The organism is Corynebacterium sp. KPL3927 (assembly GCF_040225835.1).
In the GTDB taxonomy this organism is placed as follows: domain Bacteria; phylum Actinomycetota; class Actinomycetes; order Mycobacteriales; family Mycobacteriaceae; genus Corynebacterium.
Window position 1 is genome coordinate 1 of the sequence record NZ_JBEHGD010000005.1, and the last position, 18,464, is coordinate 18,464.

15 protein-coding genes, 1 tRNA gene and 2 pseudogenes are annotated in these 18,464 nt (G+C 58.2%); 14 read left to right on the forward strand and 4 right to left on the reverse strand.

Annotated elements, in window-relative coordinates:
* Positions 1 to 400: 400 nt before the first annotated feature.
* On the forward strand, positions 401 to 865 hold the full coding sequence (locus tag ABRP86_RS03825; protein ID WP_349862568.1) for a hypothetical protein: 465 nt from the start codon (positions 401 to 403) through the stop codon (positions 863 to 865).
* 253 nt (positions 866 to 1,118) lie between these two features.
* On the opposite strand, the gene ABRP86_RS03830 is transcribed toward ABRP86_RS03825, so the two are convergent.
* Positions 1,119 to 1,544: a hypothetical protein gene (locus ABRP86_RS03830; RefSeq protein WP_349862570.1), complete on the reverse strand. Its 426-nt coding sequence runs from the start codon at positions 1,542 to 1,544 to the stop codon at positions 1,119 to 1,121.
* 545 nt (positions 1,545 to 2,089) lie between these two features.
* On the opposite strand from ABRP86_RS03830, the pseudogene ABRP86_RS11630 reads away from it, so the two are divergent.
* The 4 genes and pseudogenes from ABRP86_RS11630 to mfd form a co-directional block, all read left to right on the forward strand.
* Positions 2,090 to 2,211, forward strand: a pseudogene (locus tag ABRP86_RS11630) (transposase-like zinc-binding domain-containing protein); the annotation flags it as partial.
* Between the two features lie 37 nt (positions 2,212 to 2,248).
* Positions 2,249 to 2,384 (forward strand): annotated as a pseudogene (locus ABRP86_RS11635) (IS1249 family transposase); the annotation flags it as partial.
* 313 nt (positions 2,385 to 2,697) lie between these two features.
* Positions 2,698 to 3,315 (forward strand): TetR family transcriptional regulator, encoded by a 618-nt coding sequence (locus ABRP86_RS03835; RefSeq protein WP_349852515.1) that lies wholly within the window; start codon positions 2,698 to 2,700, stop codon positions 3,313 to 3,315.
* Positions 3,316 to 6,957, forward strand: a complete 3,642-nt coding sequence (mfd, locus tag ABRP86_RS03840; protein ID WP_349862572.1) for a transcription-repair coupling factor — start codon at positions 3,316 to 3,318, stop codon at positions 6,955 to 6,957.
* 41 nt (positions 6,958 to 6,998) lie between these two features.
* On the opposite strand, the gene nadC is transcribed toward mfd, so the two are convergent.
* From nadC to ABRP86_RS03855, 3 genes are all read right to left on the reverse strand, one after another.
* On the reverse strand, positions 6,999 to 7,934 hold the full coding sequence (nadC, locus tag ABRP86_RS03845; RefSeq protein ID WP_349862573.1) for a carboxylating nicotinate-nucleotide diphosphorylase: 936 nt from the start codon (positions 7,932 to 7,934) through the stop codon (positions 6,999 to 7,001).
* Complete coding sequence (nadA, locus tag ABRP86_RS03850) at positions 7,935 to 8,957, reverse strand: quinolinate synthase NadA (RefSeq protein WP_502880300.1); 1,023 nt, start codon at positions 8,955 to 8,957, stop codon at positions 7,935 to 7,937.
* Positions 8,958 to 9,085: 128 nt separating this feature from the next.
* Entirely contained in the window at positions 9,086 to 10,561 is a 1,476-nt protein-coding gene (locus tag ABRP86_RS03855) for an amino acid permease (protein WP_349862575.1), read from the reverse strand.
* A 69-nt stretch (positions 10,562 to 10,630) separates the two neighbouring features.
* Between ABRP86_RS03855 and ABRP86_RS03860 the strand changes: the two genes are divergently transcribed.
* The 9 genes from ABRP86_RS03860 (at position 10,631) to ABRP86_RS03900 (ending at position 18,345) form a co-directional block, all read left to right on the forward strand.
* A complete protein-coding gene (locus ABRP86_RS03860) occupies positions 10,631 to 11,221 on the forward strand; it encodes a MazG nucleotide pyrophosphohydrolase domain-containing protein (RefSeq protein WP_349862577.1) in 591 nt (196 codons plus the stop codon).
* A 90-nt stretch (positions 11,222 to 11,311) separates the two neighbouring features.
* Positions 11,312 to 12,073 carry a lytic transglycosylase domain-containing protein gene (locus ABRP86_RS03865; protein WP_239270115.1) on the forward strand — a complete coding sequence of 254 codons (762 nt, stop codon included), beginning with the start codon at positions 11,312 to 11,314 and terminating at the stop codon, positions 12,071 to 12,073.
* Positions 12,074 to 12,165: 92 nt separating this feature from the next.
* Entirely contained in the window at positions 12,166 to 13,443 is a 1,278-nt protein-coding gene (gene eno, locus ABRP86_RS03870; RefSeq protein ID WP_349862578.1) for a phosphopyruvate hydratase, read from the forward strand.
* Positions 13,444 to 13,678: 235 nt separating this feature from the next.
* Positions 13,679 to 14,239: a septum formation initiator family protein gene (locus ABRP86_RS03875; RefSeq protein ID WP_349862579.1), complete on the forward strand. Its 561-nt coding sequence runs from the start codon at positions 13,679 to 13,681 to the stop codon at positions 14,237 to 14,239.
* Positions 14,240 to 14,247: 8 nt separating this feature from the next.
* A complete protein-coding gene (locus ABRP86_RS03880; RefSeq protein WP_349862581.1) occupies positions 14,248 to 14,796 on the forward strand; it encodes a DUF501 domain-containing protein in 549 nt (182 codons plus the stop codon).
* Positions 14,797 to 14,805: 9 nt separating this feature from the next.
* The gene (locus tag ABRP86_RS03885) at positions 14,806 to 15,771 is read left to right on the forward strand and encodes a Ppx/GppA phosphatase family protein (protein ID WP_023026138.1); all 966 of its coding nucleotides are present in this window, start codon (positions 14,806 to 14,808) and stop codon (positions 15,769 to 15,771) included.
* A 40-nt stretch (positions 15,772 to 15,811) separates the two neighbouring features.
* A tRNA-Leu gene (locus ABRP86_RS03890) sits at positions 15,812 to 15,885 on the forward strand.
* A 621-nt stretch (positions 15,886 to 16,506) separates the two neighbouring features.
* Positions 16,507 to 17,274, forward strand: a complete 768-nt coding sequence (locus ABRP86_RS03895) for a Bax inhibitor-1/YccA family protein (protein WP_349862582.1) — start codon at positions 16,507 to 16,509, stop codon at positions 17,272 to 17,274.
* A gap of 369 nt (positions 17,275 to 17,643) precedes the next feature.
* Positions 17,644 to 18,345: a DUF3558 family protein gene (locus ABRP86_RS03900; RefSeq protein ID WP_349862584.1), complete on the forward strand. Its 702-nt coding sequence runs from the start codon at positions 17,644 to 17,646 to the stop codon at positions 18,343 to 18,345.
* Positions 18,346 to 18,464 lie beyond the last annotated feature (119 nt).

Here is an 18,464-nt window from a genome sequence, read left to right on the forward strand (position 1 = left end):
TCGAAGCCGCCGGATCAGCTACACTTACTATCGCATCTTGATTAAATCCCCGTGTCCACTTTCCGGGGTTCGGGCCCAAATGGCCGTGGCTTATCCCAATAGCTTTGACTGATACCTATAATCCCGATCTCCCTAATAAACTACTTGACACGCTCGTAGCGCATTCGTCATGGGCACCTGTTTTAGAAGGGTGGCCTAATCAATTTAAGGCAAACATAACCATCGTCACGCTGCGTGCTACTGTGATATATGCCTCACATTTTAGAGGTGGGATAGCTAAATGATATGTCACTATAGGTATACTCACTAACCGTGTCGAGCTGGAGTTCTCAGAGGCTAGACACCGCCTCCCCAGCAATCGTTGGGAAAACTCACAAGACTCATAAGAAGGGTTGAAGACATGAAATCGAATAATTTCCGCCGCGTTTCCATCGCAGCTGCAACCGCCGCTCTGGGCCTGACCCTGGCAGCCTGCAGCGATGATGGCAGCTCCGCTCCGGTGACCGTCACTGAGACTGCTGCACCAGCGGATCAGAGCAACCAGAACAATAAGGATGGTGGCAAGGAAACCGTCACCGTCACCTCTGGTGCTGACGCTAACGCGAATGGTGGCAACGCCGGTCAGGGCGGTGGCAACGCTGCCACCAACGACCTGCCCACCGAAATCATCGGTTACTCCGGTGAAGCAGAGCGTGACCTGAATGAAGAAGGTCTGACTAAGGATGAAGTGACTCAGGTTTTGCAGCGTGCCCACAATGGCGAAGGCAAGGTCAAGTGGGACAATGATGGCTACTGGGAAGTTGAAGTTGGTGGCGTTGACGTCGACATCGACAAGAACGGCCTAGTCCTTGACGTCGACCGCTAAATAGGTCATCCCGCTTCTGTATTGGCTTTGTGGCTATACAGGGCACTCAATAATTGGTTCTTTTGGGAACCCAGCGAGACCGTCCAATGCGCACGCGGCGCACTGGACGGTTTTCTTATGACCGGTTTCCCCTTAATCCTGGAGGGGATCTGCCCTTAAGGAGGGGGTAGCTCGGTGAATTTGAGAAAAGAGAAATGCTCTGGGTGTTTGGAATACACCCAGAGCATTGGTGGAATTGTGGAGATCGTTTGAGTTAGGCGAGCTTAGCGGAGATTTCGATGATCTTTTCAATGACCTTCAGCGCGTCTTGAATTTTGCTGAAGTCAATGTTCTTGATGAACTTTTCGGCCTTTTCGTTGAAGTCATCAGTTTTGCTGGAGAGCTCGTCGAGCTTGGCGTGGAAGTTTTCCTTGTGCTCTTCGTGCTTGCCGTCGAGATCCTGCTTGTTATCTTGGTGCTTGCTGGAGAGCTCGTCCAGCTTGTCGTGGATGTTCTCCTTGTTGAGCTTGGCGGAACCGTTGTCATCCTGCTCTGGGGTGGTCTCGGTGGTGGTTTCTACCGCTGCGGTGGTCTCGGCTGCAGTGGTTTCGGGAGTGGTGTCTTCAGCGAGTGCCGGTGCCACTGCGGTGGTGGTGGCAATGGCCAGGGTGGTAAGTCCGACGGATGCTTTGCGCAGCATGATTCCTCCTTGGTGGAATTTTGTTTTCAAAAGGTGGGTGTTTACACCGGAAACATACTAATGCTTATTTATAAAATATTCAGCTTTTGTGTCGGAACACACAGGAATGAGTCAGGTGTGTTTTAACTTTTCCTCTAAAACTTAGGGAGGTCAATCTCTGCGTATCTTGAGGATCTACAGGGGGGATAAATACGTGGAGGGATTGCATCGATGAGCCTGTGCAGGGCCTCTTTCCGCGGGTTGATCTATTGGTCCTGGGGAGAGGGAAGAATAAGCATTAATTTGCCACCGGTGAATGTGATCGCTAAAGACAGCGAGCCCTGAGATTAGTAGATTTTCGCGGTTGGGCGATTCTCTTGGTGACAGTTTTCTTTCTGAGACCGCGGCCTAAACGACAGGATGTGTTGGTGAAGTTATATGTTTAGCCCGTCTGGCCTGCTGGTATTAGGATTATTTCACTTATCCGGAGACATAACGCAGCCTCGGACCTGAAATACCGCCGGGGGCGTGCTGATGTGCTAAGCGCTGAGGTTCACGATGAATGGATGAGTAAGAATCATCCTCGATGCCCCGTCTGTAGCGAGGTGTGCACCAAAATACGGGACTACAAGCACCTATGCACCAGCGATGGCGATGGAACGCCTGTAAAGCCACTGTCACTCGCGCTAGAGGCCGACCCAGGAAAGTGGGCGAATCAGGGCGCAGACCCACGAGCCAAAGCACACACCCTAGCCAACCAAGAAACACAAGCCACCATCGGCCGTGAATACGGCCGACCAGCAACTTTCGACAGTTGCCTACAACCACTCTATGGGAATACGCAAAGGCCACATGCCCTAAACCACGCAGTCCACCAACACAAAATGTCGTTTACCCCGACACGCCAGAAAACAACACATTTTGTCGTTTAACCCGAGACCGCAGGAACGGGAAAACTAAAAAATCCCTCTCGCCGGCGTTTATGCCTTTAGAGAGGGCTGCGAAAATGTTTCCCCACCAGGACTCGAACCTAGAATGGCGGTACCAAAAACCGCAGTGTTGCCGATTACACCATGGGGAACCACAGCGATTGCTGTAGCTATAGCGTACCTGACGCCCCCGGGTAAATAACAAATTACTAGGTAGGGGTGGGCCAAAGGATATGGTAGAAGGCATGGTTCGACAGAGAATGACCGGACGCGAGCGCCGCGAGCAATTGATTTCCATTGGGCGCGCCGCCTTTGCGGAATTGGGGTTTGAAGGCACTAGCGTCGAAGAGATTGCGTCCCGCGCCGGCGTATCGAAGCCGGTGGTCTATGAGCATTTTGGGGGCAAAGAAGGCCTGTATGCGGTGGTCGTAGATCGGGAGATGCTGGCGCTAGAAAGAGTCATCAGGGATTCTTTAGAAGAAGGCAGCTGGCGCGAGCGCATTGAGCAGGCCGTGATGGCGCTGCTGAATTACGTCGAGGAAGAAACCGATGGTTTCATCATTCTGGTACGCGATTCGAAGCCGGGCGAGGAGCGCAGTTTTTCTACGCTGCTCAATGCCGCGGTGGGGCAGGTGGCCTATATCTTGGGCGAAGCTTTTGAGCACCGCGGTATTAATCCGGAGTTAGCCAATATTTATGGGCAGGCCCTCGTTGGCATGGTCTCTACCACGGCGCAGTGGTGGTTGGATGAGCGCAGCCCGGATAAACCGGATAAGGAAGTCGTCGCTACGCATATAGTCAATCTATGCTGGAATGGTTTGTCCGGTATGGAAATTAAGCCCAAGCTAGGAGGCAGGAAGTAAATGGCGACGCCAATGCTGGCAGGTCTGCTTAAGGTCGCGGCCACGGACCCGAAGCTCAAGGGGCTTGTGGCCAATGTGGGCCAGGACCTGCACATTACGGGTATTGATCAGGCGCGCCCTTGGGCTCTTGGCACCTTGGCCCACCACGCGCCGGTGCTGGCGGTCACGGCCACCAGCCGCGAGGCTGAGGATCTCACCGCGGAGCTTACCGCCATGATGGGCGACAAGGTCGCAATGTTTCCTTCTTGGGAGACGCTGCCGCACGAGCGGCTGAGCCCGGGCGTGGATATCATCGGCAAGCGCGCGCAGGTGCTGCACAACATTGATGACCTGCGCATTATCGTTACGGCCGCGCGCGGGCTCTCCCAGCCCATCCTGCAAGAAATCGAGGGCCGCGCCCCGGTGCACCTGGAAGAAGAACACGAGTACAACTTCGACGATGTGGTGCGCAGCCTGGAATTTAGGGCCTATAAGCACGTGGACATGGTGGCCAAGCGCGGTGAGTTTGCCACCCGCGGTGGCATTATCGATGTCTTTCCCACCACATTGGATTACCCGGTGCGCGTGGAATTTTGGGGCGATGAGGTCACCGATATTCGTCAGTTCTCTGTTGCTGACCAGCGCACCATCCCAGAAATCGAGGTCGGCCGCGTCGATATCTTCACCGCCCGCGAACTGCCGATTACGGATGCGGTAGCGCAGCGCGCGGCCACATTGGCGGCGACGCATACCGGAAACCCGGCGCTGGTAGAGCTTTTGACCAAGGTCAGCGAACACATTCCGGCCGAGGGCATGGAGGCGGTTTTGCCCGTGCTTTCCGATGCCCCACTGATCACCCTCTCCGAGTTCCTCCCCGCCACCACGCACGTGGTGATGGTGGCGCCGGAAAAGATCAGGCGCCGCGTGGAGGACCTGGAAAAGACCGACGCGGAATTCCTTGCCGCAGGCTGGGAGGCCGCCGCCATGGGCGCGGAAGGCCCCTTGTCCACGGAAGGGCTCGATACCGAAGGATCGAGCTACCGCTCCTTTGAGTCTTTGGAGGTCTCTATTCGCGAGGCCGGCCAGCCGCTGTGGACATTTTCCCCACCGGGCATGTTGGCCGGACCAGAGGAGGAAACCCTGCCGCTCGAGTTTGAGCCTGGGCCCACCCCGCGCGGCGATATCAAGGAAATCGACGCCATGATGGCCCAGCTGCTGGCACATACCAACGCTGGCGGGCGCGCGGCGTTTATCGCGCCTGCCCAGGGTGCCATCAAGCGCATGGTGGAGCGTTTTGCCGAGCAGGGCATTCGCACCAAGGTGGCCACCCCCGGCTGGGAACCCAGCGCGGGCGAGGTCACCTTGTATCAGGCACTCAGCCATGCGGGCTTGGTCTTTCCTAAGGTGCGCAAGCTCAAAGACGCCGAGGCGCTGCCGCTCGTCGTGGTCACGGAAACGGACCTGACTGGTAACCGCGTTGGCGATATTGCAGACGCCAAGCGGCGTCCGGCCAAGCGCCGCAATAAGGTGGACCCGCTGGCGCTCAAGCAGGGCGATTTTGTGGTGCATGAAACGCACGGCATCGGCAAGTTTTTGAAGATGGCCGAGCGCACCATCCAATCAGGCGATGAGACCAGCCGGCGCGAATACATCGTGCTGGAGTATGCGCCCTCCAAGCGCGGGCAGCCGGCGGACCAGCTGTGGGTGCCGATGGATTCGCTGGACCTGCTTAGCAAGTACACCGGCGGCGAATCGCCCCACCTATCCAAGATGGGCGGCTCGGACTGGAAGAACACCAAGAAGAAGGCGCGTGCCGCCGTACGCGAGATTGCCGGCGAATTGGTGGATCTCTACGCCAAGCGCCAGGCCGCACCGGGCCACCAGTTCGCGCCCGATAACCCCTGGCAGGCGGAGATGGAGGACAATTTCCCCTTCGTCGAAACCGAGGACCAGATGCTCGCCATCGACGCGGTGAAAGAGGATATGGAATCCACGGTGCCGATGGACCGTGTGGTCGTCGGCGATGTGGGCTATGGCAAGACCGAGGTCGCCATTCGCGCCGCCTTCAAGGCCGTCCAAGATGGCACCCAGGTCGCCGTACTGGTACCCACCACGCTGCTGGCGCAGCAGCACTACGATACCTTTAGCGAGCGCATGGCCGGTTTCCCCGTCAAGATGGCGGTCCTATCGCGCTTTACCTCAAAGAAGGAAGCCACGGAGATCTTTAAGGGGCTTGCCGATGGTTCGATTGACATCGTCGTCGGCACACACCGCCTGCTACAAACCGGCGTGCATTGGAAGAATCTGGGCCTTATCGTGGTAGATGAGGAGCAGCGCTTCGGCGTGGAACACAAGGAACACATCAAGGCGCTCAAAGCCAGCGTTGACGTGCTTACCATGTCCGCGACGCCGATTCCCCGCACGCTGGAGATGTCCATGGCGGGTATCCGCGAAATGTCGACCATCCTCACCCCGCCGGAGGACCGTCACCCGGTTCTGACTTACGTTGGTGCCTACGAGGACAAGCAGGTAGCGGCCGCCATTCGGCGCGAGCTTTTGCGCGATGGTCAGACCTTCTTTATCCACAATAAGGTCTCCGATATTGAAAAGAAGGCGCGCGAACTGCGCGACTTGGTGCCAGAAGCCCGCATCGTGGTTGCCCACGGTCAGATGAATGAGGACCTGCTGGAAAAGACCGTCCAAGGATTCTGGGACCGCGAGTATGACGTTTTGGTGTGTACCACCATCGTGGAAACCGGTCTGGATATCGCCAATGCCAATACGCTCATCGTGGAAAATGCCCACCACATGGGATTGTCGCAGCTACACCAGCTGCGCGGGCGCGTGGGCCGCTCCCGCGAGCGCGGTTACGCCTACTTCCTGTACCCCAAGGGCGCCACGCTGACTGAGACCTCTTATGACCGCCTGGCCACCATCGCCCAGAACAATGATCTGGGTGCCGGCATGGCCGTGGCCATGAAGGACTTGGAGATGCGCGGTGCCGGCAACGTGCTGGGCGCCCAGCAATCCGGCCATATCGCAGGCGTGGGTTTCGACCTCTACGTGCGCTTGGTCGGCGAGGCCGTGGAGGCCTTCAAGTCCCTGGCCCGCGGCGAGGCCCCCGCGGTGACGGACGAGGGCCCGAAGGAAATCCGCATCGATCTCCCCGTGGATGCCCACATTCCAGAGTCCTATATCGATTCCGAGCGCCTGCGCTTGGAGGTCTACCGCAAGCTCGCGGCCTCGCAGGATAATAAGGATCTCGCGGCGGCGCGGGAGGAAATGGAAGACCGCTTCGGCACCTTACCCAAGGAAGTCGAGCGCTTGCTCGCCGTGGCGCGCCTGCGCCACCAAGCCCGCCGCGCCGGGGTGGCAGACATTACGGTGCAGGGCACCCGCGTGAAATTCCACCCGGTCGAGCTGCCGGATTCCAAGCAGGTACGCTTGAAGCGCCTCTACCCGGGCTCGAGCTTCCGGGCCGCGGCCAAGGCCATCAACGTGCCCTTCCCCAAGGCTGGGCGCAATGTCACCTCGCCCAAGCTGCGCGATGAGGAGCTTATCCAGTGGGCGGCGGACTTTTTGAGCGCGCTTTTTGATGTCCAACCCATCAACGTCTCCGGCGAGGAAGCCGGCGCCGGGTCGGTCATCAGCGTAGGCGAGTAGCCGATGGGCGAGAAGCCGAAGGGCGCGTAGCCCCTCGGCGCTTAGGAGAAGTCCAAGCCGATATCCAGCACGCGCACCGAGTGGGTGAGGGCGCCGACGGCGATATAGTCCACGCCTGAGATGCCGTACTCGCCGGCGTTTTCAAGCTGCAACCCGCCGGAGGCTTCTAGCGCCGTGGTTGGGCTGAGCGCTTGGCGGCGGTGGACGGCGGTGTGGACATCGGCAAGCGCGAAGTTATCCAGCAGCACCATATCCGGGTGCAGCGGGAGGACCTCCTCGAGCTGGTCCAAGGTATCGACCTCGACCTCGCAGGGGATATCCGGGGCATGCTTGCGCACGCGGCGCAGGGCCGTGGACACGCTGCCGCCCACGGCGAGCACGTGATTGTCCTTAATCATGGCGGCATCGCCCAAGCCCATGCGGTGGTTTGCCCCGCCGCCGGCGCGCACGGCGTATTTCTGCAGCGCGCGCAGGCCAGGCAGGGTCTTGCGGGTATCGCGTACCTTTGCCTGCTTAATGCTATCCGGAGTCCCCGTTTCCTCCGCCGTTGCCGCGATGGCATCGACCCAACGCCGGGTCTGCGTCGCGATGGCGCTTGCGTGCGAGACCATATTGAGCATGGTGCGCTCAGCGGCGAGCACCAAGAGGGTAGGGGCCTGCACCGTGGCGATGACCTGGCCTGGGGCAACGCGGTCGCCGTCGGTGGAGCGGAGTGTGATGGTGGGGGTCGGGGCATCGGCAAGCGCGGCGCCTGTATCCACGCCCCACTGGCTTAAACGCTGGGCGGTCGCGTCAAAGACCTGCTCGATAAGGCCCAAGCCTGCGATGGTGCCGGCCTCGCGCGCGGTGAACTCCGCCGTGCAGCGGGCCTTACCCGGCACCGTGGCAAGCGAGGTGTAATCCGGCCCGTAAGCGAAATCCTCATCCAAGGCCGTGGCGATGAGCGCGGAGCAATCCGGCAGGCGCAGGTTTCCCATTTACTCGCCCCCGCCGGGGTTGCCAATGGAAATCATGGCCTCAAGGGACTTGCGCGCCGCATTCGCGATGTCCTCTGGCACCGTAACTTCATCGGTCTCTTCCATCAGGCAGCGCTCCAGGGCCTCTGGGGTGATCATCTTCATGTACTTGCACTCGGCGTGGTCATTGACGGCCTGGAAATCGACGTCTGGGGCGGCCTGGCGCAGCTGGTGCAGCATGCCGGTCTCGGTGGCAACGAGCACCTTGTTTTGGGGCTGCTTCTGGGACTGGGTGATCATCTGCCCGGTAGAGAGCATGTGCACGCGCTCTTGTGGCACCAAGCCCTCGTTGGCCAGGTACAACGCGGAATTGGAGCAGCCGCACTCCGGGTGGATATACAGGTCCGCGTCCGGGTTATCTTGGGTCTGTTGGGTCAGCTGCTGGGCACTGATGCCCGCGTGCACGTGGCACTCACCGGCCCAAATGCGGATATTTTCCCGGCCGGTCTCGCGCTTGACGTAGGCGCCCAAGAACTGGTCTGGGCAAAAGAGGATCTCTTTATCCGCCGGCAGCGAGTTGACCACGTCGACGGCATTGGAGGACGTGCAGCAGACATCGGTCAGCGCCTTGACCTCGGCGGTGGTATTGACGTAGCTGACCACGAGGGCAGCGGGGTGCTCGGCCTTCCATGCGCGCAGCTCATCGGCGGTGATGGAATCCGCCAGGGAACACCCAGCGCGCTCATCGGGGATGAGGACCTTCTTATTCGGCGAAAGAATCTTCGCGGATTCCGCCATGAAGTGCACGCCGCAAAAGACGATGATATCTGCATCGGTTTCCGCCGCCTTGCGGGACAGCGCCAGAGAATCGCCGGTGTGGTGGGCAACGTCTTGGATCTCCGGGATCTGGTAATTATGCGCCAGGATCACCGCATTGCGCTGCTCCGCCAACTCTTTAATCCGCTCCGCCCAAGCCTTGCCTGCCGCGGGGTCCGAACCAGCGGGAGTGGCAGAGGGCATGACGCTAACATTGCTTTGAGTCACAAGTGCTCCAAAAGTGATAGTCACAGGAATTAGTGGGGTGTTATAACCGTATTAAACTGTCTGTGGTCAAGACCACTTGCGATGGCGGGGTGAGGGTACCGACCTGGCCCGGCTGGCGGGGCAGGTGATTAGAGCTCCAGCGATCCTTGGGCGAGGCCGACCGCGGCGATGGTGGCGGCCACCAGCACCACGATGACGATTGACCACTCAAATCCATTAAAAAGCTTCTCGCGGCGCGATAGGCGGGTGAGCACGTACGGGATAATTCCCGGCACGACGGCGAGGGCGCCAAAGAGAATATAAACCGGGTCGGCGGCATAAATGAGCCACAGCGAGTACACAAAGGCCACCAGCGCGATGCCAAAGTGGCGCCGGTTTTCGCGTCTGGGAATATCCGGCCCAGAGAGATCGAACCGCGTTCCGGCGTGCGGGTGGGTCACGCCCTTGCCGCGTATCGCTAGCAGCAACAGATACAGCGAAGAGAAGATATAGGGTAGGAGGTACATGATGGTGGCCAGTTGCACCATTGCGGCATAGGACGCCTCGTTGACGTAGAAGACGACGATGAAGATCTGGATCGCGGAGGTGGAAATCAGCTGTGCTACCCACGGGGCGCCGGCCACATTGATGGTGCCGATGCGGCGGGGGATAAGGCCATCGATGGCCATCATGACGATGGGCTCAGCGCACAACATTTGCCAGGAAACGTAGGCACCGAGGACCGAGAGGCACAGGCCGATGGAAATCAGCGCGCCGCCCCAGGGACCGACTACCTCTGTGAGCACCGAGGCCATGGAATTATCCGGCAGTGCGGCCAGCTCCTCCTTCGTCATCACACCAAAGCTCAACGTGGAAACGGAGACCAAGAGCGCCAGCACGGAGAAGAAGCCAATGACGGTGGCGCGGCCAACATCGGTGCGCTTAGCGGCCTGCTTGGAATAGACGGAGGCGCCCTCTACACCGATAAAGACCCAGACCGTAAAGAGCATGATGCCCTGGACCTGCTCAAAGACGCTGGCATTGGAGTTTCGGCCCCAGAAGTCCAAGGTGACTTTATCCCAGCTGAAGCCGATGAACGCGACTAAGACGATGAAGGCCAAGATAGGGACGATCTTGGCAATCGTGGTCACCAGGTTCATGAATGCGGCTTGCTGCACCCCGCGGGCCAAAACGGCGAAGATGCCCCATGACAGCAGGGAGACGGCGATGGCAGACGGCCACTGGTGGTCGGCATCGAAAAGCGGCAGGTAATGCCCAATCGTATTGAAAAACAGCGTGGCATAACCCACCTGCGCCATCACCGAGCCCAACCAGTAGCCCCAGCCGGAGGTAAAGCCGATGAAATCACCCAAGCCAGCGCGCACGTAGGAATAGACGCCGGAATCCAGGTGGGGCTTGCGGTACGCCAAAATCTGGAAGACAAAGGCAACGGACAGCATGCCGATTCCCGCCACCAACCAACCGATGAGCATGGCACCGGGGCCCGCCACGGAGGAAATATTTTGGGGTAGCGAAAATATGCCCGCGCCGACGGTGGATCCGATGATCAGCGCGACAAGCGTCCACAATGACACCGAGTGGGACTTATTTTGGCTGGAGGTCATTGGCCTAAAGTACCGCGCCCGCCCCGTTAAAGGGAACTTGAGAAAACACACGGGATAGACTTTGTAGCTATGACAGTCCTGTTGCTCGATGAACGCTGGCCCACCATGATCCCCATGCGCGCCTATGGCAGGTTATATGGACCCGTTCAGTTCACCGGGGAAGTACCGGTACCAGTGCGGTGGAATTTTTCGGATCTCTTAAGCGGCGATGATGCCACCGGCACCTTGGTCACCACCGATGAACACGATCCAGAAACCCAGGCGCGCATTGCCACCGGGGAGCAGGTCATTAGGGCCGAGTCGCTCGAGGATCCCGTGATGCAGGCGCGCAGCGCTATGGCGACGGCCCGCCGCATCGGTGAATGGGAACGCGAGCAGACCCATGAATCCCTCCTGCCGTACTTAGAAGAGGAGGCAGGGGAATTTGCGGCGGCCGTGCGCCAGCGCGCGCCCGAGGAGGATTTGCTCAAAGAGCTAGGGGATATCTTCCTGCAGGTGCTTTTTCACGCCGAGATTTCCACTTTCTCGCTAGACGATGTCGCCGCCAGCTTCGTGCGCAAGATGCGCTCCCGCGCGCCGTACCTCTTTGACGGCACGGCGGAATTAGTAGGTGTAGAAGAACAAAACCGCCTCTGGGCGGAGGGGAAATCGCGAGAGTAAAAGCGGGACGAAAGGCTCAGCGACTTTTACGCGCGGCGGGCGCGTGTAGTTATCCGGCGGGGTGAAATTCACTTAGTAGGATGGCTACTCATGAACAGGCTGCTGCGAACAATCGGGGGCTGCGGGCTAGCCGTAGTGATCATCATTGCGCTGGTGATGGGGCTAATTGTATCCAATTCCACCGATGATTCTTCGGTCCCAGATGCCACCCCGCCCGTAGGTGGAAAAGAGGTGGCCAATATCGATGTCAACGCGCCGGGCCGCACGGCCGATAAGCTCACCCACTGGGCATCGGATCTGGCAGAAGCTACCGATATCCCTCCGCAGGCGCTGCGCGCCTATGGCAACGCCGAACTTATCGCCCGGCAGCAGCACCCAGGCTGCAATTTGCGGTGGAATACCCTGGCAGGCTTGGGCTTTGTAGAGACCCGGCACGGTACCTATAACGGCAATTGGTTTAAGTCCTCCAAGTTGGATGACAACGGCTACCCGCAGCCGCCGATCGTCGGCATCACCCTGGATGGTTCGAATAACACCGCGCACACCCCGGATACCGATAACGGCGAAATCGACGGCGATACGGAATTTGACCGCGCGGTAGGTCCATTGCAGTTCATCCCCACCTCGTGGGAGTCCGCCGGCGGCGATGCCAATGGCGATGGCAAGGCCGACCCGAACCAGATTGACGATGCCGCCCTGGGCGCGGCGAACCTCTTGTGCTTTGGTGATAGGGATCTCAATGACCCGGATCAGTGGGAAGAGGCCATCCTAAATTACAACCAGTCCAGGGAATATCTGGACAAGGTAGCCCATGCGGCCAATGCCTACTCGGTCCCGCAACCGGCTCGCTAGCCTCACGCGTGGCGGTTTTCTGGAACAATTGGGCATGTAACTGAACTAACTGGCTCAGCGACGAACATCATCTATAAGGAGTGAGTTACAGCATGGCTGGTATCATCCACGCATTTGGACGCGAAATCTTGGATTCCCGCGGTAACCCGACCGTAGAGGCCGAGGTCTTCTTGGAGGACGGCGCCCACGGCGTTGCCGGCGTTCCCTCCGGCGCATCTACCGGTGTGCACGAGGCACACGAGCTGCGCGACGGCGGTGACCGTTACCTAGGCAAGGGCGTGCAGAAGGCCGTAGAGAACATCAACGAGGAAATCGGCGATGAAATCGCTGGCCTCGAGGCTGATGACCAGCGCCTCATTGACCGGGCGCTCATCAAGCTGGACGGCACGGATAACAAGTCCCGCCTTGGCGCCAATGCCATTCTCGGTGTGTCCATCGCTACCGCTAAGGCTGCCGCCGAGTCCGCCGCGCTGCCGCTCTACCGCTACATTGGCGGCCCGAACGCTCACGTTCTTCCCGTTCCCATGATGAACATCCTGAACGGCGGTTCCCACGCTGACTCCGGCGTGGATGTGCAGGAGTTCATGATTGCCCCCATCGGCGCAGAGACCTTCACCGAGGCCCTCAGTATTGGCGCTGGCGTGTACCACTCCCTGAAGGCCGTCCTGAAGGACAAGGGCCTGTCCACCGGCCTGGGCGATGAGGGCGGCTTTGCTCCTTCCGTCGATTCCACCCGCGCTGCGCTCGACGTCATCGTTGAGGCCATCAAGAAGGCCGGCTTCGAGCCGGGCAAGGACGTCGCCTTGGCCCTCGACGTCGCTTCCTCCGAGTTCTACGAAGACGGCAAGTACCACTTCGAAGGCGGCGAGCACACCGCCGAGGAGATGTCCAAGGTCTACGAGGAACTCATCAACGAGTACCCCATCGTGTCCATCGAGGACCCACTGCAGGAAGACGACTGGGAAGGTTACACCACCCTGACCGCCGCCATTGGCGATAAGGTCCAGATCGTCGGCGATGACTTCTTCGTCACCAACCCGGCTCGCCTGCAGGAGGGCATCGACAAGAAGGCAGCCAACGCGCTGCTGGTGAAGGTCAACCAGATTGGTACCTTGACTGAGACCTTCGATGCCGTAGAGCTCGCGCACCGCAATGGCTACCGCACCATGATGTCCCACCGCTCCGGCGAGACCGAGGACACCACCATTGCGGACTTGGCCGTCGCCCTTAACTGCGGCCAGATCAAGACCGGTGCCCCGGCCCGCTCCGAGCGCGTGGCTAAGTACAACCAGCTGCTGCGCATTGAGCAGGAGCTTGGCGATGCCGCCGTCTACGCCGGCCGCTCCGCCTTCCCACGCTTCAATGCTTAAGGCCTAGCGGTCTAGTCTAGAAGCTAGACGCCGCTAGGAAATTCGGTCCCCGTTGCACCCCACAAAGGTGCGGCGGGGACTTCCTCTTTGTGTCCCTAGTTCTGCGCAGGGAGTCCGCGGAGGGCCCATTGGGCAGCACATGTTCTCGGGCGATGAGATCGCCCGAGAAAGTTGGTGAATTTCCGCGCGTGCCACGCCCTTGTTACTGGTGTGGCGGCGCTAGGATAGTAATCCTATGGCACGTGAGAAGAAGACGGAGCGCCGCCGGAGCCGCACTAGGGTTCCGGTGGCCTCGCGTGCTGCGGATATCCGCAAATCCCAGCGGGCGCAGGAAAAGAAGAACCGCAAGCCCGATCGCATGAGCATCGTTGGCATGACCGTCATCGTTGTTTTTGTGCTGGTGGTGCTCGTCATCATCGCGGTGCCGCTGCGCAATTATTACCACGGCCGCTCCGAAATCGCCCGGCTGAATGAATCGATTGCGGCGAAGCAGGATGAAAAAGATGCCCTGTTAGAAGAGATCGATAAATATAAATCAGAGGACTTTATCAAGCAGGAAGCCCGGCGGCGCTTCGGCGTGGTAGAGCAGGGCGAGACCGCGTACCGCATCCTCGATCCTAATATTCAGCCCGATAACCAGGTCACTACCGATAGTCAGGCACAGGAAGATTCGCGTCCATGGTTTGAGGTGCTGTGGGATTCGGTGGCGCAGCCGCCAGAAGAAGAGGCCCCAGCGCGCGAGTCGCAGCACCTGCCGATTGAGCCAGCGCCTGAGGAAAGCGGCGATGTGCGATAATTGTTCGCATGACCGTCACTGATGCAGATTCAGCCATCGTCTCCGAGCAATTGGGCCGCACCCCACGCGGCGTGCTGGAGGTATCTTTTCGCACGCCGGACGGCCAACCGGCCGTGATTAAAACTTCTCCTAAGTTGCCGGATGGCACCCCATTTCCCACGCTGTATTACCTCACCGATCCTCGCCTGACCGCGGAAGCCTCCCGGTTGGAGGTCGCCCATGTGATGAAGTGGATGGAGTCCCGCCTGGCCGAGGACAAGGAGCTTGCTGCGGACTATCACCAGGCCCACGAGCATTTCTTGGCCAAGCGCAACGAGATTGAAGACTTGGGCACGGACTTTTCCGGCGGCGGCATGCCGGAGCGAGTGAAGTGCCTGCACGTGCTCATTGCCTATGCGCTTGCCGAAGGCCCCCAGCACTTCCGCCTCGGCACCGAGGCTGTGGCCATGGCGGCCGACCACGGTAAGCTACGCGGTACGGCGATTCCGCAGGACTGGCCCACGGTGGAAGAGCTGGGCATTGACCTAGCAGAGTTCGATTTTTCCAACGCTGAATAGGAGTACGACATGACTCGCGTGGCAGCCATCGACTGCGGTACCAATTCCATTCGACTGTTAATTTCTGAAATCGATGAAGACGGCAAGGTGCGCGATATCACCCGCACCATGGAAATCATTCGCCTAGGCCAAGGCGTGGATGCAACGGGTGAAATCGCGCCCGATGCTTTAGAGCGCGCCCGCGTGGCCTTGGAGGGCTATGTGCGCCAGATGAAGTTCGAAAAGGTTACCCGCGTGCGCATGGTGGCAACCAGTGCCACCCGCGATGCGAAGAACCAGCAGGAATTTTTCGATATGACCGCCGAGCTTTTGGGCCAGATTGAATCCGGCGCAAAGGCGGAGGTTATCTCGGGTGAAGAAGAGGCGCTCTTGTCCTTCAACGGCGCGGTAGCCGATATGGAGCCCGATCGCGGCCCCTTCTGCGTCATTGACTTAGGCGGCGGTTCCACCGAATTCGTCGTGGGCACCGCCGATGAAGAGATTCTAGGTTCGCACTCTGCGTACATGGGCTGTGTGCGCCTGACAGAACGCATCATGCGCACTGACCCGCCCACGGAATCAGAAATAGAGATCGCTTCCGAATACGTGGCAGAGCGTATGGGCGAGGTGGAAAAGATCGTCCCCATGTCCAAGGCGCGCACCATTGTGGGTTGTGCAGGCACATTTACCACGCTATCCGCCTTGGCCCAGGGGCTAGAGCGCTATGACCCCGATGCGATCCACGGCTCGGAGCTGCGTTTTGATGCCCTGCGGGTGCTGCTCAAGCAACTCGTCAGCATTCCCTCGGAGGAACGCGCCCTGAATCCCGTCATTCACCCGGGTCGCGCCGATGTCATCGGCGGTGGGGCAGTAGCAGTTGAAGGAATCATGCAGCTCATCGAGCGCACTAGCGATGCACGCAGCTTCTTCATCAGTGAAAAAGACATCCTGGACGGCATCATTGCTGGTCTGGTTAGTGAATCGACCCCTCATTAACTCTTTTTAGGAATAGTGTCCTACACTATTCCTTGCGCCCGCCCCCATAGCCCAATCGGCAGAGGCAGTCGACTTAAAATCGATTCAGTGTGGGTTCGAGTCCCACTGGGGGCACGCTGTGAAGTCTCGAGACATCGTTCCTATGGTGTCTCGAGACTTTTAGTATGGCTGGGCCTAGCGTTTTAACTGGCTGGGAGGGCCCGGCCTAGTCGCGTGCCATTCGCCCACCACATCCGCGAGCCAAAGACGCGTGCGGCCCAATCCTCGCCGGTTCACGGCCCTTTGCCTGTATCTACGTCAGTGATTTTAGGCTGCACTGTTTTTCCGGTTGTTGCTGTCGATGGCAATTCCGACTGCAATGAATGCAGGGATGAAAAATGCGCTAGCTCCCGCCAGCGTCATGATGATTGCTGTGGCAGTGGAAATGAGTGTAAATCGCAAGATGTTCCTTAACTCTTGGCCGAATTATGACTGTCTAGGCACTTGAGGATCAGCTCATGAAGAAGGTACCTCTTCTAAGATTATATCGAAGCTACGGATAGCAAATCCTCGGCTCACCCGACAGGAGAGCAAGTTCCTAGCAGCATAGCTCGGGATACGTCAGCGGAGGCAACGGTCCAGTAATAAATTTCTTGGGATCTTGAGCAAATTATTCTAAATGAGGAACTTTATGGGGCGTGGTGACGTTGATCTACATGAGAAAGCTGATTTGTACATCACTGAGAAAGGACAACCGTGCGTTCAAGCAATCCGGTTATGACCTCGCTAACTGAAAGTAGCCAGCAGCAGAACCCCGGCTACGCGGGCGAAGCCCCTCGCCCTATGACCGTGGATGACGTCGTCACCAAGACGGGAATTACCCTCGGCATTATTATCGTGGTCGCTGCCATCAACTTCTACTTGGGCACCATGAACCCAGGCACAGCCATGATGCTTATGCTCGTCGGTGGCATTGGCGGATTCATCACCGTACTCGTGGCCTCCTTTGGCCGTAAGTGGGGCTCGCCGGCCGCGACCCTCACCTACGCAGTATTCGAGGGCCTTTTCGTTGGTGGCTTCTCCTTCGTATTCGCGAACAGTACCATCGGTGGTTCTAATGGCATGGCGCTGATTGGCCAGGCAATCGTCGGTACCATCGGCGTGTTCATCGGCATGCTTATTGTCTACAAGACCGGTGCAGTAAAGGTCACCCCAAAGTTCACCAAGATTTTGGTCGGCCTCATCGCAGGTGTTGCGGTCATGGCTCTCGCTAACTTCTTGGGTGCCATCTTCTTCGACTTCAACCCACTGCGGGATGGTGGCCCCCTCGCCATCATCTTCTCCTTGGTCTGCATTGTCTTGGCTGCTCTGTCCTTCCTGACTGACTTTGACCAAGCAGACCGCCTTATCCGCGCCGGTGCTCCTGCTAAGCAGGCATGGGGCGTAGCTCTCGGCTTGGCCGTAACCTTGGTCTGGCTCTACACCGAAATTCTTCGCCTGTTGAGCTACGTTCAGCGCAACTAAGCCTTTTCGCGCTTTCGGCCCGCACTACGGTGCGGGCCATTTTTGTGTCCGCGTTTGGATTACGGGCGTGTAATTATTGGGGTAATTGAGGGGGTGTTAAGTCGTTCTTTAGCCTTTAAGCGGGTAGGAGAGCGCATTCAGGTTTAAGACAGCTAATGAGCAGCAAATTTCACCATGTGGAAAGTTATAAATGTGGCGTATGGGATAACTGAAATAGTTAAATAGTGACTAATTTGCGGGCTCGACAAGAAATTTTTGCACGATTCATGCATGCTATGTGGCGGGAACGGGAAACCGGAAGGTAGAGAGTTCTCTCCTCTATTTTCTTCTCGTTCCAGCTCGTCTAAAAGGGGTAACCGAAGGATTGTTGTGAAACGTCAGGCAACCGTAGCAGCGCTGGTAGTCAGTTCGGTCGCGCTGAGTGGCTGCGCTGCGGAAGTCGGCTCGAGGAGCGCATCAGAAGACGCCGCGATGTCGGCAGAAGCTGATGGCACTAGTTCGGCCGATGGCGCGGGTGATGCCAACGGGAACCAGGGGGATGACGTGGAAGATAATCTGGGGGATTCGGGACACTCCAAAGACGAGAATTCGGGGGCTGGCGCCGGTTTTCGGGGGGAGACCGGCGCCAGGGCAGATGGGGATTCCGGAGTACTACCGCCACCGGGAGAATTTGATCCTGCAGATCCAGATTTCGAGCTATTCGATCCATGTACGGAGATTCCACAGGACAGGCTGGAGGCTGCTGGGATCGGTTTACCTGTAGGTGATCAAGAACGGAAATCTGGTTATGCCTTTTGTACATTCAAGGCTGGATCCAATCAACGCAATAGTGGGGTGATTGGCTTTACTAGCACCCTTATTTCTGCAAGTAATAATGAAGCAAAGAATAGCGAAGGTGATTCCTCATTAGGAATAGTTATTGAAAATAGTGATTTCAAGGGTATATTTTGCACGGTAGAATTGCTGACAAATCGGGGTTATTTGCAGGTCAGTCATTCGGTAACTGATTTGAGCGATTCGTACCAGAAGAAATGTTCACAGGCTAGAGAAATTTTGACAAAACTTCAATAAAATCAATCGGGGGGAATTATGGAAATCAACTTTGATAGCGTTGCTTCAGTTGCGATGAAAACTGAATCATTGCGTGAAAACTTGAAACAATCAGTCCTAGAAACGCACTCGCCGCTGAA